The sequence below is a fragment of the Psychrobacter lutiphocae DSM 21542 genome (assembly GCF_000382145.1).
In the GTDB taxonomy this organism is placed as follows: Bacteria; Pseudomonadota; Gammaproteobacteria; order Pseudomonadales; family Moraxellaceae; genus Psychrobacter; species Psychrobacter lutiphocae.
On record NZ_KB907646.1, the window covers coordinates 20,013 to 36,455 of the forward strand.

The 16,443-nt window shown below is 40.8% G+C and carries 13 protein-coding genes; 5 read left to right on the top strand and 8 right to left on the bottom strand.

The features are described from left to right. Nucleotides 1-37 precede the first annotated feature (37 nt). The 5 genes from H140_RS0109675 to H140_RS0109695 form a co-directional block, all read right to left on the bottom strand. On the bottom strand, nt 38-1,711 hold the full coding sequence (locus H140_RS0109675) for a di-heme oxidoreductase family protein (RefSeq protein WP_019673454.1): 1,674 nt from the start codon (nt 1,709-1,711) through the stop codon (nt 38-40). A gap of 46 nt (nt 1,712-1,757) precedes the next feature. After that, nucleotides 1,758-2,966: an RNA-guided endonuclease InsQ/TnpB family protein gene (locus tag H140_RS0109680; protein ID WP_019673455.1), complete on the bottom strand. Its 1,209-nt coding sequence runs from the start codon at nt 2,964-2,966 to the stop codon at nt 1,758-1,760. 328 nt (nt 2,967-3,294) lie between these two features. Then, nucleotides 3,295-4,752 carry an imelysin family protein gene (locus tag H140_RS0109685; RefSeq protein WP_019673456.1) on the bottom strand — a complete coding sequence of 486 codons (1,458 nt, stop codon included), beginning with the start codon at nt 4,750-4,752 and terminating at the stop codon, nt 3,295-3,297. A gap of 297 nt (nt 4,753-5,049) precedes the next feature. Next, nucleotides 5,050-5,706 carry an OmpA family protein gene (locus tag H140_RS0109690; protein ID WP_019673457.1) on the bottom strand — a complete coding sequence of 219 codons (657 nt, stop codon included), beginning with the start codon at nt 5,704-5,706 and terminating at the stop codon, nt 5,050-5,052. A 262-nt stretch (nt 5,707-5,968) separates the two neighbouring features. Further along, a complete protein-coding gene (locus tag H140_RS0109695; protein ID WP_019673458.1) occupies nt 5,969-7,114 on the bottom strand; it encodes an RNA-guided endonuclease InsQ/TnpB family protein in 1,146 nt (381 codons plus the stop codon). 730 nt (nt 7,115-7,844) lie between these two features. Between H140_RS0109695 and H140_RS0109700 the strand changes: the two genes are divergently transcribed. From H140_RS0109700 to minE, 5 genes are all read left to right on the top strand, one after another. After that, nucleotides 7,845-8,813, top strand: a complete 969-nt coding sequence (locus H140_RS0109700) for an acyltransferase (RefSeq protein ID WP_019673459.1) — start codon at nt 7,845-7,847, stop codon at nt 8,811-8,813. Between the two features lie 51 nt (nt 8,814-8,864). Beyond that, on the top strand, nt 8,865-9,998 hold the full coding sequence (locus H140_RS14415; RefSeq protein ID WP_019673460.1) for a hypothetical protein: 1,134 nt from the start codon (nt 8,865-8,867) through the stop codon (nt 9,996-9,998). Nucleotides 9,999-10,154: 156 nt separating this feature from the next. After that, nucleotides 10,155-11,003 carry a septum site-determining protein MinC gene (gene minC, locus H140_RS0109710; RefSeq protein WP_019673461.1) on the top strand — a complete coding sequence of 283 codons (849 nt, stop codon included), beginning with the start codon at nt 10,155-10,157 and terminating at the stop codon, nt 11,001-11,003. A gap of 507 nt (nt 11,004-11,510) precedes the next feature. Continuing rightward, entirely contained in the window at nt 11,511-12,323 is an 813-nt protein-coding gene (gene minD / locus H140_RS0109715; protein ID WP_019673462.1) for a septum site-determining protein MinD, read from the top strand. 1 nt (nt 12,324) lies between these two features. Further along, nucleotides 12,325-12,606 (top strand): cell division topological specificity factor MinE, encoded by a 282-nt coding sequence (minE, locus tag H140_RS0109720; protein WP_019673463.1) that lies wholly within the window; start codon nt 12,325-12,327, stop codon nt 12,604-12,606. 266 nt (nt 12,607-12,872) lie between these two features. Here minE and H140_RS0109725 read toward each other — a convergent pair whose 3' ends face one another. From H140_RS0109725 to H140_RS14955, 3 genes are all read right to left on the bottom strand, one after another. Next, nucleotides 12,873-13,421 (bottom strand): cytochrome b, encoded by a 549-nt coding sequence (locus H140_RS0109725; RefSeq protein WP_019673464.1) that lies wholly within the window; start codon nt 13,419-13,421, stop codon nt 12,873-12,875. A 223-nt stretch (nt 13,422-13,644) separates the two neighbouring features. Next, nucleotides 13,645-14,181, bottom strand: a complete 537-nt coding sequence (locus H140_RS0109735; RefSeq protein ID WP_019673466.1) for a hypothetical protein — start codon at nt 14,179-14,181, stop codon at nt 13,645-13,647. 50 nt (nt 14,182-14,231) lie between these two features. Next, entirely contained in the window at nt 14,232-16,367 is a 2,136-nt protein-coding gene (locus tag H140_RS14955) for a hybrid sensor histidine kinase/response regulator (protein ID WP_019673467.1), read from the bottom strand. Between the last annotated feature and the right edge of the window lie 76 nt (nt 16,368-16,443).

Genomic DNA, 16,443 nt, shown 5'->3' on the forward strand with positions numbered 1-16,443 from the left:
AGATTATATCGTTATCACATTCTATTCAAAACGTTTATTATAATGAATTTAAAAAGGCTTCGAGCTCCTCACGCCCTTTCTTGTCAAGCTTTAATACTTGTTGTTTATGTGTTTGTGCTTCACCGCCATGCCATAGTACCGCTTCCATTAAGGTACGAGCACGACCATCATGTAAAAATGTAGCTTGTGAGTCAACGGATTGAGCTAACCCTATTCCCCATAAAGGTGGAGTACGCCAATCGTAAGAAGTTGCTAAGAATTCAACCTGTGCATCTTTTGATGGCAACTTACCTGCAATAGTGCGATCGGCAAGATCATCTCCCATGTCATGCAATAACATATCTGTATAAGGATAAATAATTTGTCCATGCTGCTCTAGCTGCCCATCATCACCTCCTGTTGGCAGCTGATAGCGTGGTGTATGACAGTCTTGACACCCCATATCAAAGAAACGTTTTTTACCCGCTAATACTACCTCATCATCTGCATTACGACGATGTGGTACAGCTAAGTTACGCGTATAGAATTCGACAAAGGCTGCAACCTCATTGCTGACTTCAACAGGTGGCAAACCATCTCCTTGATCATCAGCACCTGTGGGTGCATTTAAACACTCAATCTGGTACTTAGTACACGACTCAATAGGTCTAATACGAGAGGTTAGCCCCATATCTTCATTAAAAGCACTCATATTCTGAGTAAGCAAGCGTGTTTGGCCTGCTTTCCAACCAAACCTACCTAAACTTTTTTTGCCAGTTTCTGGATCAGTAACCCAATTATATTTCCCTTTTACACCATTGTTTTTGTTCTGTATTTTAGCTTGAGAGGTGATAGCTTGCTCTGGAATATACTCCAATAAGCCCAGACCTATCATAGGTGGTGCTACACGTGGTGATACCATCAACTCAGGATCAAAGTCACCATAACCTGGATTGGCTAGCTTAAAGCTTGGACGGCGTAGCGTAATGACATGACCATCTGCAAAAGTCATAGGCACATCTTGCCAACTGACTTCAATCTTGGCTTCGGCTGGTACGCCCTCAATACCTCTGTCTTGTAATTGACCACCATAGACTGGATGAGCAACTTTCTCAATATTTGAACCTATTAATTGCGCTTTTTGCTCATCTGATGTGGCAGGCATGGCCAAACGTATCAATAGGCTATCTGCACTATCGTTGGCATCAAGTGGCGCATGACCACGGCCATCCTTAATGTGACAAGATTGACAAGCCGCCACGTTAAATAATGCTCCTAAGCCATCACGGCTGTCTGTGCTGGCAGGTGCTACAACCCAAGGCTGTTTAAAAAATGCATTCCCAATAAAGAAATCTCCTTTTCGAGAAGCAGTGATATTAGAAGCTGGTTTAGAATAACTCTCTGTTGAAGTGATACTCAAACCCGTATCACCGCCTTGTTTGATTTCTTGCGGATCAAAAGTAATTAACTGATTAATCGATACTCCCGCCAGATCCTCAATAACTTGCGTTCTTTGATTGTCCTCTAAGTTAGCTTGTTGCTCTGTCTCCGGATGCGCATCCTTGTCACTTGCAGCAGGCTGGCAGCCGATCAAACCCAAACCAGTTAACCCTAAAATAGAGACCGCTGTCATGGTGGTTATCAGCGAAACCGTTGCAGGTTTGGTGGTTTTTTTTGTGCTAAGTTTATGCGAAGAAACAGGCTGTGTTGTACTGCGATAATCATTTGTCATGGTTGAACCTTAGGCTTGCTAACTTGAGCTTGCTAACTTGATATTGTTAATTGTTACTTAAATATATTTTATTAATATTTATAACATAAGTGTTTTTAAACTTTAATAGCGCTTTTGACTTCCTCCCCTCGCAAAAGGGGATTCCTACCGCTAGACGGTCAAGCCCGACCGCAAGGATGTTCTTAGCGGCATTGATATCTCTATTATGCCATCTGCCACACTTTGCACAAATCCATCCTCTTATTCCAAGAGATGCTCTACCTTTCGGACTACTATCGCTTATTTTGCGACAGTGCGAACAAGTCTGGGTAGTGTAACTCTCATTTACTATCTCAAACTGACAACCTGCATGCTTGCATTTATATTCCAGTTGTCGCTTAAATTCAAACCATCCTGCATCGTATGTTGATTTAGCTAGTTTGGTTTTTTTGTTGGTAAATGAGCGTGATTTAACATCACCAACCACAATTAAGGCATTATCTTTGACTAATTGGATGATGAATTTGTGTATTGCATCTAATCTTGAATTTTTTATTTTGGCGTGAATCGCTTTGACTCGCTTTTTATTGTTTGCTCGTTGAGCGATTGCAAGTGTATCCGCCCATTTTTGAGTTTGTTTGATTGTCAGTTTATCACCATTTGAGGTGGTGGCTGACTCTGTTAAGCCTAAATCAATACCAACGCTGCCTGTTCCACATGGTTGTTTTGGGTATTCTTTGACAGTGATACAGGCATACCAACGATTACGGCTGTCTTGTACTATCTCAAGCGTATTGATTTGATATAGACTAAGGTTGTAGCTATCGAATACATCGATGATGAGCTTTTGACCCTTAGAGAGCGATAGCTGTATCGTTGATTTCAGTGCTTTTTTACCGCTTTGTCGTGTGGCTAGGTGTTTAATGGCAGATTTCTTAAAGGGTATCCAGCCTAGGCTTTTGCGTTTGGCATCAGGACGATTGGTGCGCCAGTTAAGTTTGGCTTTTTTAAATTGCTTACGAGATTTGGCATGAGTCTCGTTGATGGCTTGCAAAGATTGGCTGTGCAAGCCTAAATACTCACCACTACCTTTGATATATTCGTTAAGATCATAGGCTGAAAAGAATCTACCTGTCTTTCGTAGGTGCTTGTAACTTACGTCATTAACATAGTTCCACGCGTCATTAACATGGTTCCACGCATAGTTAACACTGCCAGCTATTTTGTTTAGCTGGTTTACGTGTTTGTCTTTGATGCGCAGCTTGAGTGTTTTCATATACTTAGTATGCCGAGGTTAATATTGATATACAACCCTTTAACCGCTTTTTACGACAGTTTGTGTCGCCTTATATCCACCCCTTGAAGTGGGTGGTTTTACGGCGACTGGTGATAAAAAAGCAAAACACGTTGCCAATACTACACTGGCAACGTGTTTGTCATACTAAACTAAGACGGATAAAGGTGTAGATTGAATCATAAGCACTGCTACCTTCTACGCTACTACTCGCTTGACTGGCTATACTGCCTTGCTATATATGTTTTTCACCATAATATGCATACTTTCTCACCATAAATAGTAGTATCGTCTTATTGTCTATATCTTCTTAAAACTGTGAGCCAGTATCTGCATCTAGATTATCAATGCCTATACTTTTTGCAGCAATCTCAATAGAATCGGTTAAGGTTTTTAAATCATTGATAGCGCTTTCGATCCAAGCACGACGTTCGTTTTGCTCTTCTGCAGAGATACCTAGTTGCTCTGCTTGACCTACTGTTGCAATCATTTGATCTACTTTAATACCTTCTTCTTCACCTTTTTGAACAATCATATCAAAGCTAGCTGCTACTTTTTCAAACTCAGCTTCTAACTGATCGGCCGCTTCTTGCTGACCTGCATCGATTAGGAATTGCTTAATTCCATAATCACCAACTGTCTGACCTGATACCGTTTTGTACTGACCACGGAATACATTGCTAATACCATGTGCATTCTCCGCATAGCTTAAGTGAGTAAGATCACTAAAGCACTCATGCTCATCTTCTGTCGAGCCAGTTACAAAGGCAACTTGCATACGCTCTGAAGCCAACTCGCCTAGTGCCAAACTACCCATTTGATAGAAAATTTGACGAATTGCATTATCACCGCTACGTGCCATTAAGTCACTACGTAAGGTGTTTTCAGAATCAGGCTGCCACTGCTCAACCATGTCTGATAGATCGTTTACTAGCAGCTGTGCCGCTGCTTTTAAGTATTCACCACGTTTAGTACAAATAGCTGGATCTGATGAATTTCCTTCACCACTAGTACAGTTACTATCAGTTTTATAATCAGTAAATGGGCGGTTGCCTGCACCTTCACCAACTCCATTGGTATCTTGACCCCATAACAAGAATTCAATTGCATGATAGCCAGTTGTTACATTAGCCTCACTACCACCTATCTCATTCATCTCAGCAAGTAACTCAGGTGTAATCACCTTAGTATCTTGCTGAATACTACCAACGGTAATACTATCAGCATTGATAATATTGTCTTTGCTGTCATATTCACCAGCATAGCTTTCAGAAACATAGTCAATTAAAGCTTCATCTAATGGCCACGCATTGACCTGACCTTCCCAACCATCAACACTTTCAATTTTGCGTGCATCATTAGCACTGACGAAGCCTTCATCAAAGCGAAAAACTTCCGTTTGTGAATAAGGCTGACGAGCTAGCTTATATGCTGCCTTAGCCGCATCTAAACTTGCGGTCGTTGGGTTAGCAACATAAGCATCAATAGCAGCTTGTAGTCTTTTGGCTTCACTCAAAGAGTCTTCATAAGCGGCTTGCGCAATGTTGGAATAGCTAGTTAATAACTTAGTCACTGCTTCTTGATCGGCAGTTTCTGCTGCATTATTTGTACTTTCAGATTTAGCAACTTCTGCACTGGTTTCGCTACCTTTTTCGGCTGTGCTTTTTTCTTGAGAGCAACCTGATAAGGCTAATACGCTAAAAGTAGTTGCTAGAAGTGCTGTTGTAAGCTTTGATTTGATTGGGCGGATTTGGGTAGCTGAAGCCATAAATAATTCTCTGAATTGATAACACTGTGTATTAAACAGCTAATTTTGTTAGTGCTTAGTATTTGTTAGCACTAAGTAACAGTATCTTGTTATAAAAAATCTATTTGTTAACAAAGTTTGATGTTAGTAAACTAACGTTAGCAAATAAAGTATAATGCTATCGATAACGATTATCAATAAAATTATAAAAAAAACTTAAATATTATTTGAAAAAACAACCTGAACACGCTTAGAATAAAAAAAACAAGCCAGTAATGCTGACTTGTTTTTTTTAATATCAAATACTGTAACTAAGTATTAGTTTAAGTTCTGTGGCGCATTAATCTGTATTTCAACACGACGGTTTTGCTGGCGACCCTGCTCGGTGCTGTTTGATGCGATTGGTTGATTTTGGCCATAGCCCATTGTACGAATACGATAGCTTGATACACCACGGTTGATAAGGTAACTTGCTACTGCTTGTGCACGACGCTGTGATAACCCTTGGTTATAAGATGGATTACCCGTACTGTCAGTATGCCCCATGATATCTACTGTGCTTTGATCATACTGAACCATCGTTTGTGCTAACTTGTCTAGCGTATTGTAAAATGAGGGGTTAATATTGGTGCTGTCATGAGCAAAAGTAATGTTGCCTGGCATAACTAAGTCAATATTACCTGTGGTAGGGTTACGGTTAACTTCAACGCCAGTACCAGCCATTTGCTGTTTTAGTTGTTTTTCTTGATTTTCCATGTACAAGCCAGCCGCACCACCAAGTGCAGCACCAATTAAGGCATCACGACCAGTTTTTTCACCGCCAGTTGCTTTTGAAATAGCAGCACCTGCTGCTGCACCACCAAGTGCACCTAGCGCACCTTTATTAATACTTTGTTGTCCAGTTGCTGGATCAGTAGTACAACCAGCTAATGCCAAACCAGAGGCTAATGCTGCAATCATTAGTTTATTTTTCATGATATATCCTCAACTTTATATTTAAAATAAAACGTTTAAAAAAACGTCAGCTTACCATTGTTATTTTAACAGTTGTTATGTCAACATTTTAGCAAAAGTCTTATCGACTGAAAACTTACTTTAATAAAGTTAGCAAATGTTTCAGCTTATTATGCATGTAGTTACTTACCTTTATGTAATATTTTGTCGTTTTGCTGTACGGCATATGGCAAACACCTCACAGCTTTATATATCAAAACTAAGATACGTTAGTTTGTGTCAATTACCCTTGACAGTCATCAATGTTTATTTGACTTCCTCCCTCCCTAAAGGGGATTCCTACCGCTAGACGGTCAAGCCCGACCGCAAGGATGTTCTTAGCGGCATTGATATCTCTATTATGCCATCTGCCACACTTTGCACAAATCCATCCTCTTATTCCAAGAGATGCTCTACCTTTCGGACTACTATCGCTTATTTTGCGACAGTGCGAACAAGTCTGGGTAGTGTAACTCTCATTTACTATCTCAAACTGACAACCTGCATGCTTGCATTTATATTCCAGTTGTCGCTTAAATTCAAACCATCCTGCATCGTATGTTGATTTAGCTAGTTTGGTTTTTTTGTTGGTAAATGAGCGTGATTTAACATCACCAACCACTATCAAGGCATTATCCTTAACTAATTGAGTGGTGAATTTATGAATTAAGTCTTGCCTTGTATTTTTGATTTTGGCGTGAATCGCTTTGACTCGCTTTTTATTATTGGCTCGTTGAGCTATTGCAAGTGTATTTGCCCATTTTTGAGTTTGTTTGATTGTCAGTTTATCACCATTTGATGTGGTGGCTGACTCTGTTAAGCCTAAATCAATACCGACACTGTCTGTTCCGCATGGTTGTTTTGGATATTCTTTGACAGTAATACAGGCATACCAACGATTACGGCTGTCTTGTACTATCTCAAGCGTATTGATTTGATATAGACTAAGGTTGTAGCTATCGAATACATCGATGATGAGCTTTTGACCCTTAGAGAGCGATAGCTGTATCGTTGATTTCAGGCACAATCCACCGCTTTGTCGTGTGGCAATATGCTTGATGGCTGATTTTTTAAAGGGTATCCAGCCTAGGCTTTTGCGTTTGGCATCAGGACGATTGGTGCGCCAGTTAAGTTTGGCTTTTTTAAATTGCTTACGAGATTTGGCATGAGTCTCGTTGATGGCTTGCAAAGATTGGCTGTGCAAGCCTAAATACTCACCACTACCTTTGATATATTCGTTAAGCTCGTAGCCTGAAAAGAATTTATCAGTGCGTTTTAGATGCTCAAAGCTTAACGCATTAACATAGTTCCACGCATAGTTAACACTCCCAGCTATTTTGTTTAGCTGGTTTACGTGTTTGTCTTTGATGCGCAGCTTGAGTGTTTTCATATACTTAGTATGCCGAGGTTAATATTGATATACTACCCTTTAACCGCTTTTTACGACAGTTTGTGTCGCCTTATATCCACCGCCTGAAGTTGGTGGTTTTACGGCGACTGGTGATAAAAGATATAAAAGATAGTTAAGACTTTTGGTAATCAATCTACAAAAAATATGATAGTCTAATATGTTTGATTTTTTTCTAGCATAAGTGACTTTTGATAATTATTATTTTCAATATTAATTATTGCTTTAGTACTGTTTTTTTAGCCATCCTTGGTTTACAATCGTAAACTATATTTTCTATTGATAGATAGTTGTGTTGATAGATAGTTAGTTTCATTGTATTGATAAATAGATTGTATTGATAAATAGATAGGTGTGCTGGTAGATAAGCTGGTGTATGTGGGCGTGTCTTCATTTTGAAAATGGCGACAAAGATAAGAAATCGCAGTCAGACTAAGTAAATCACACAGATAATATCATGATATTAACCCGTTATTTGACACTGTATGACGAGATTTAACTGTTTTTAGTCCTTTTATATGCCATTGCACTAATTGAAGACACCCTCTAATAGTCGTATAAAAGATGCACCTACTTATTTTATTCGTTTGATTTTGCCAAAACAACGTAAATCAACACGATACAATTCATTAGAAACTGTTGAACACCACGACATATCAGCCTAGATTCTCCGTTTTTTTAATGCTTATCGAATAATTAATTTGGTTCTTTTATGAAAAATAAAATAAATTCCTTTTATCAAAAGCTACATACAAAAGCACCATTACTCGGAAAAACTGCCTCTTTTGCAACCGCAGCTGGAGTGATTGGCGCCAATACCTTTACCTTTGGTATTCCGCTATGGCTAATGGGAGCAACCAAAGTCGTTACTGGATCAGCCGTTGCCGATGACAAAGTAATTGACATCGCTAATCATTGGATTAATGTCAATAACAGGCTAATCGATAGCGTACTGCCAGAGCGCGATTGGCGTATTGAAATGCCTGATGATCTGGATGAAAATAAGCAGTACTTGCTTATCAGCAATCATCTATCTTGGGTCGATACTAGTATCGTGCAATACATCAGTCAAGGCCAACTGCCTTTGGTTCGCTTTTTTACCAAATATAATCTAATTTACATTCCTTTTATTGGTCAGGCATTTTACTTTTTAGACTTTCCGATGATGAAACGCCATACCAAAGAGCAAATTGCCAAAAACCCAGAGTTAAAAAGCCGTGATATCTTGGAGGCTAAGCGAGCTTGTGGGCTATTAAAACATAAGCCTTTTGCACTGCTTAACTATCTAGAAGGCACTCGCTTCACCCCCAAAAAACGGGATGCTCAAAACTCACCGTATAAAAACTTATTAAAACCAAAAGCAGGTGGCATTTCACTGGCTATACAAGCCCTTGGGCCACAAATTGATGGAATACTGGATATGACTATTGTCTATCCTGATGGCAGCCCTTCTTATAGTGACTTGTGGAAAGGTAATATCAAACGTTTGGGGGTTAATTTACAACGTATTGATATCCCACAAGATCTGTTTACTGCTATTGAAGAAGGAGATTATAATAATGATGAAAACATTAAACAAACCATGTATGCTTGGCTAGATAAAATATGGCAAGATAAGGATGCGCTGATTACTCGTATGAAAGCTGAGTTTGCAGAGTCGCCTCAATCGCCAAAACCTTAGGGGACAAACACCACTTGACACTTTACTTGCGCGAGAAAGGCATCTAGTAGCATGAGCAACTCATCCCATGACACGCATCTAACACCGGCTGATTCTCATTCTAACTCTGAGTCTCGCCTAAGTCCGACATCCCCTAGCGAGCAGCCACAAAAAACGAATCGTACCAAAGCCCTGCTCGCTTTGACTTATGATATCCTTATGTTAGCGGTTATCATCATTGACCTAACCATCATTAGTCTTGACTTGCTGCTGATGAGTAAGTTTGCCGCACAAGTTGCTGACTGGCTAAACTTGACTCAATACTTGTTGGTTTATACCGAAGGAGTTCATTTCCCTCTGCGTGTCTTGGGTGGCTTTTTTACTATTTTTTTGATTGTGGAGCTGGGGTTACGCTGGCTATTGTCGATCATACAAAAAGAGTATTCTCGCTGGTTTTTCTTCCCTTTTGCGCACTGGTATGAGGTGCTTGGCTGCTTCCCCCAGTTTCGTGCGTTACGCTTACTCAGAGCCTTTTTTATCGGTCGCAAGCTGTATCAACTGGGCTATCAGGTATTACCGAAAAAGTGGATTGCCTCAGGTAAGTTTTATTATGACGTGATATTTGAGGAGTTGTCTGACCGAGTGATCTTAACCGCAACAGATAACTTACGCCAACAGTTTGCTGATGAGCAAGCCAATCAACGCTTTATCAATGAAACACTAAATAAAAATCGAGCGCAAATCGAGCGCATGCTCGCCTCTATGCTCAAACAGGAGCTAACACCAAAGCTACAACAGCTGGCACACAATGACGCCTCAAAACAGTTGGCTTCCGAAGTGGGTAGTGCTGTACAAGATGCTTTATATCATACTCCAGAGTTGCGCCGTTATTTGCGTTTAATCCCCATTGCTGGAGGCCTGATTGAAAGTCAACTACATTCGATCAGTCAAAACATTGGGGAAAATATTACCGAAACCTTAATCCGTCACTTTACCCAGCCACATATTGCTGAGCCGATTATTGATGAGGTGGCGCAGACTATTGCTAATATTGATCTAGATAACCCTGAGCTTGAACAACTGGTCTCAAGCATTGTTAATGATGGGTTGACCGCCTTTGAACAGCAGGTTAAGGTTCAGCAGTGGAAGCATCAACAGCATTTAAAACTTGGTACACTTGTACAAAGCGAGCAACAATCTGTATAGCGTGTTAATTACAAATACTTTGTATGCCAATTACTTTATACTTAGATTGCGCTTTATGCTTAGATTGCGCTTTATGCTTAGATTGCGCTTTATGCTTAAGCTACACTCTTTATACTTAAATTACCCACTCTAGCTTTTTGTCTTCAAGGATTTTTTATGACAGCCTCTACTGATGTGACACCTGCCTTAAAAATGTACGGTAAAATGCTCACCTTTACACGCATTCATTTAAGAACCAATGACTTACAACAAATTGAAGCCTATTTGTCAGACAGCCTTAGCCAAAAAAACAGCCAAATTCCAGTGATTATTGATAGTGACGTTGAACAAGAGCTTGCCGCATTAGTAGAGTTATTTTGGTCTTTGGGATTACAGCCGATTGGTGTGGTTACCGGCATCTTAGATGAGGCGGCAAAAGCATTACGTTTGGCCATTTTTCCAGGTGATGGTAAGCGCATTGAACGTATTCACCCTACCAAAAAAGCGACCACCACCTTAGCTGAATCAATACCTGACACTCAGTCTAAGACAAAAGCTGCATCCAATACAGCAGCAGAAGTAACGGATACGGAACAAAAAGTCGAGATCACATCACAACAACAGCCCTCTTTGTCACAAAGTAGCGGTATATCCCAAAGCAACAGTGACTTTAGTGGCTCTGATAGTATGACCACCTTGTTTTATGATCAAATGTTGCGTTCAGGTCAAAGCATTAACCATGTTGGTGGCGACTTAGTACTAACCAATAGTGTCAATAATGGTGCCGAAGCCATTACAGATAATAGCTTACATATCTATGGTCGTGCTCAAGGACGCTTAGTCGCAGGGGCTACTGGTGATAAAGATGCCCGTATTTTTTGTCAGCGCTTTAATCCGTCTTTGGTCTCTGTGGCTGGCACCTACTGCTTACATGATAGCATCCCTAAAGATATGATTGATAAACCTGTACAGGTTAGATTTGTGGAAGATGAAGGCTTGGTGTTTGAAGTACTAGATAACTACTAATGATGAGCAAACTCAATATGATACAAATTAATAAATACTTTATTTAAATTAAGTACAAGGCCTATGGAGTAAACAGATAGCAATAAAAAAACAAACAAATTTAGCTGAAAAAAGCAAGTGCATACTGTTACTTTAGTGTCATCTGTGATACCCTAACGCCATAATACTTGACTTATGTAGTGCTGTTATGCTTCTGGCATTAAAACTGATTTTGCTTTTGATTTTAATACCTGTTATCAGCTCACTATTTACTTTATGATTTATAGCGAAAACTGCTTATAGCGAAAACTGCATTTTAATATAAAAATACAGGGAAGATATGCCTTGCACACCATGTTTCGCACACCCTAACATGTTTCGCACATCATAAATAATGCCAACTGCAAGGTGAATAACAAAACGCCCTATGCATTATATATTTTAACTTGGATTTCGTTATATTTTATTATGGACGCTTTACCGTCCCTACCCAGACTTCATATTTTAGATTTATAGGAGTATGCCATTGTGGCAAAAATCGTTGTAATTACCTCTGGTAAAGGCGGAGTCGGAAAAACGACAACCAGCGCTTCATTTGCCGCAGGCTTGGCCTTACGTGGTTACAAAACTGTCGTCATCGACTTTGATGTTGGTTTGCGTAACTTAGACTTATTGATGGGCTGTGAAAACCGTATTGTATATGACTTTGTTGATGTTATATCCGGCAATGCTCGCCTATCTCAAGCTTTAGTAAAAGATAAGCGCTTAGAAAACTTATATATTTTACCTGCCAGCCAAACCCGTGATAAAGATGCGCTAACCGATGAAGGTGTTGCCGAAGTAATGGAAGAGTTGTCAAAACAGTTTGATTATATTATCTGTGACTCTCCTGCTGGTATCGAGCGTGGTGCACAGCTGGCTATGTATCATGCTGATGAAGCTATTATCGTTACCAATCCAGAGATCTCTTCTGTACGTGACTCAGACCGCATTATTGGTGTGCTACAAAGCCGTACCAAAAAGGTTGAGGAAGGCACAGGTACTGTCCGCGAACATCTAGTGATTAACCGCTACAATCCAGAGCGTGCCGCTGCCAAAGAGATGATGGATATTGACACCATTTCAAATGATATTTTAAAAGTACCTTTACTCGGTGTTATCCCTGAAAGCAACAGTGTTCTTGAGGCCTCAAACCATGGTGAGCCTGTCATCCATTATCCAGACTCTATTGCTGGTCAATGTTATGATGACATCGTTGCTCGCTTTTTAGGTGAAGAAAGACCATTACGTCACATTGACGTTAAGAAAAAAGGCTTCTTACAACGCTGGTTTGGGGGTTAATATGTCAAGAAAAAAAGGATTTTGGAGCAGTTTATTTGGTACCGATACAAAAACAGGCAGTGCCAATACCGCTACTGAACGCTTAAAAGTAATTGTTGCCAGTGAAAATCGCCTAAACTCACGTTTAACCATAGACCGCATTGAAAAAATGAAGCGTGAAATTCTGGAAGTGGTAAATAAATATGTCAATGGTGTTCAAATTGATGATGTTAATATCAATCATCGCCATGAAGATAACCTAGATGTGTTAGAGATGAATATCAACTTACCAGATGGCAAATAGCTGAGTATCACCACAAGAAATAATACGAAAAAACCGCCTCTGTTATAAAGAGGCGGTTTTTTATAGCTTGCCTACGGATGATAGGCATTATAATCAACGAGCTACTAAACAGTTACGGTGTTAAGTGTTATCCTCGTTAAGCCTATTTCAGTAATACCTGCTCTTGATTGCCTAACTATTTTCGGTTGCCTTATACCTATTCTCGATCTCTGTGATCAGATCTAGAGCTCTGTGATTAGGATGTTAAAAAACGTCCATATCAAAACCTATATAATGCGCTTTAAAATACCATCTTTTTTGATAAATTGGTGGTGTACCACAGCCAACAAATGAATCACAGTAAAAGTTAACAGTAAAGGCCAGATGATTTCGGTGTGCAGGTTGTCAAAAAAACGCGCACGTACCCGATCTATCTCAAGCATACTCGGTATCTCAAATATCCCGAACATATCAACTGCACGACCACCGTACCAAGACATCAATAAGCCAGAGATGGGCATGGCAAACAACAATACATACAACCCGACATGAACCACGCTAGAAGCAAGCTTTTGCCAAGTAGGTGCGGGTAAAGGTGCTGGATCTGTACTTAGCAAACGACCGATCACCCGAGCCACCATCCATGCGAGCACACTCACGCCAAATGCTTTGTGTAAGTCAATGTAAGACCCTTGATTGTTCTCATGCAAGGTGATTAACACCCAAGTGATCAGTAGTAACAGCGCACTAATCCAGTGAAATATACGAACAGCAACTGACCATTTAGCTGGCTGATTGGTCGCTGGCTGATGATGTTTTTTTGGCTGTGTAGTCATAACATACTCATCCTATTATCAGTGGCACCTTTTGTTTTATTGATGTTTATTCGTTTGGTGATATTGGCATTGACTTGATTGTTTAATGGCTTTATATCATAACTAGCCACGATTTGCCTAGGGTGCCTCCTCAATTTGTACCACTACTTTTAAAGCGGCTATCAGCACCAACCTTCAGCCACCCTCTTCAGCCAACTTTCATCTGTTAAAAGTAAGAGCAGATTTATTTAGCTAGCTGACTTAAAGCTGACAAATCTGGCACCACATAAGCCTGCTGCTGTACTAAAACTAACTGCGAAACATACTCGCCAGCAGTGCCATACTGTACTGTTGCTTCTAACTCAATATCTTTAATATCCAATAATTTTATTTCTCGCTGGATGAGCTCTCCTTTAACTAATATGGCTAGCCGTGCGTTATCGCTTTCCCCTTCCAAAATAACTACCTGCTCAGCCTCTTCTAACCTTGTTAATAACGGATAAATACTGATGACTTGCTGCTGCCATCGATAGCCTTGGTGATGCAAATAGGTTTGCGAATTGTCAGATATGGCACTCTGCTTCTCGTCTGCTATGGTAAGCTCTATAACAGCATGTGGGTCAAAGGGCATCACTGCCAAAATAAGTGCCGTAGGAACAATCCAGTCTAGCTGCTCAGTAGCTGGAATAATCGTCGTCGCCAACACCCCCTGCTTAGTACTCATTAACGCATTGGTTGTTAGTGGTGATACTTGATACGGCCGCTGCTGTGTATTATTCACACTGACTCCATTTGAGATAGGATTAGAGACTAGATTGGATAGAGTTTATATTAGCTGCTAAGCAGACGTTGGATACGGCTTATTAATTCGGCTTCTTGAAATGGCTTACCCATATACTCATTCACTCCCAGTTGTAATGCACGCTGACGGTGCTTATCTCCAGTTCGAGATGTAATCATAATGATGGGCAAGCTTTTTAACGCTTCTTGATGCGATTGATGGCGTACGTATGCTGCCACTTCGAAGCCATCCATTCGCGGCATTTCAATATCTAGCAACATTAGATCTGGATGCAAATTTTGTAACATCGCAACTGCTTCTACACCATCTCGCGCGACATAAGCTTGGTAACCTTGACGAACTAACATCCTTGATGTTACCTTACGTACCGTAACTGAGTCATCGACAATTAATATTTTGGGCATACTGCTTTGTTTTTTCTGAGCAGTTTGCGCTGGTATCTGTGTCTGCTGCGGTTTGCTGCTTGATCGCGACAGGGGCTTTGCTTGAATTGAAGAGGCGCTTATTTGCGATGTGGCCATCTGCTGCTGTGACACTGCCAAAGCAGTCGGCGCATTGCGTATCAAAGCCAGCACGTCTAAAATCAACATAACCGAACCATCTGCAGTTATGGTCGCTGCTGATAAGCCCGTAATGGTTGATAGTGGTCGCCCTAATGGCTTCACCACCAGCTCAACACGAGAGCCGATAATCTCATCCACATGCAACGCATAGTTTTGACCAGTTTGCGTTTTTAACAACACTACTGGCACGCTAGACTTAGCATTTGCTGATTGAAGCTGTCCAGCTTTAACCCCACTGCCATACAGCAGTTGGGTTAAGTACCGAATCCGATAATCTACTCCTGAAATTTGCAAGCTACTGTCGGCTTGAGCCTCATAAAAATCAGCCAAACGCTGTACAGAAATAAGCTCGATACGTTCAATTTGTAATAACGGAATAGCAAAGGTTTGGGTAGCTGCACGTACCACTAATGCCTCAGCAACGTCAATGGTCAGTGGCAACCTTAAAATAAACTTTGTACCTACCCCAGCTTGGGACTGTGCAGAAACACTGCCCCCTAACTGCCGAACCTCACTTAGTACCACATCCATACCAACACCACGCCCAGATATCTGGGTTAAGTTGCTGGCTGTCGATAGCCCTGCATGAAAGATATACTGCATGACTTCTAAGTCGGTTAAATGCTGATCATCAGTGGCTATCAGACCACGGCTCACTGCTTTGCGTCGGACTGAGGCAACATCAATACCTTGCCCATCATCTTGCAGCCGAATCACTATTTCACTGCCTTCACGTGCAATATCAATGGTAATTTGACCGTCTTCTGGCTTGCCTTGTTCGCTGCGTTTTTCAGGGGTTTCAATGCCATGATCTACGGCATTTCTTAGCATATGTTCTAATGGTGAGCTGATACGTTCCAGAATTGTTCTATCTATCTCATCCTGCGCATTTACCACTGACAACTGTACCGACTTGCCCAGCTCATTAGCAGTTTGACGCACTGTACGCTGTAATCTGGGTAATAAACGTGAAAATGGTACCATTCTAGAGGTCATTAACCCTTGTTGTAACTGGGTCTGATTTTGTGCTAGTTGCAGTAATAAGGCTTCTGTCTCTTGCGTCTTATTATGCAAAGTGGTCTTAATATCCAACAAATCAGAAGCAGATTCAGCCAATGACTTCGATAGCTGATTCAGTGCTGAATACTGATCCATCTCTAGGGGATCAAAATCAACATCTGCCTGTAAATAACTATCATCAAACTGAGAGCGTATCTGCGCTTCTAGCTCAATATCCATCCGCCGCAGCTGCTCAGCCAGTCTTTGTACCGTTGTACTCATCTCGCTAAGTGCGCCATTGACACTACTCATACTTAGCTCAATACGTGAACGGTTAATGGCTGACTCACCTGAAAGGTTAATCATCTGTTCCATCAGTTGAGTCGGCACTCGAATCATCTCGTTGCTGGTGCCCGTCTGTTCTTCTGCTTGTGGGTCATCTACTAAATAAGGTGGCATCTGACTAATATCTCTTCGCCCCAACCTAGCATCTCGCCAGCTTTCGTAGCGACTGACAGCTTGAACATATGCTTGCAATGAGCCTTTGGGCAGCTCTGTTACCATCTCTGGCTGCTGAATAAGCTGCTGCAACTGGGTTATCAAGCCCTGATCTTTGGGTGGATTAATCCCTTGTTTTAATAAATAGATCGCTTGTACTAGCCAAGTGTGCGCCAGATCA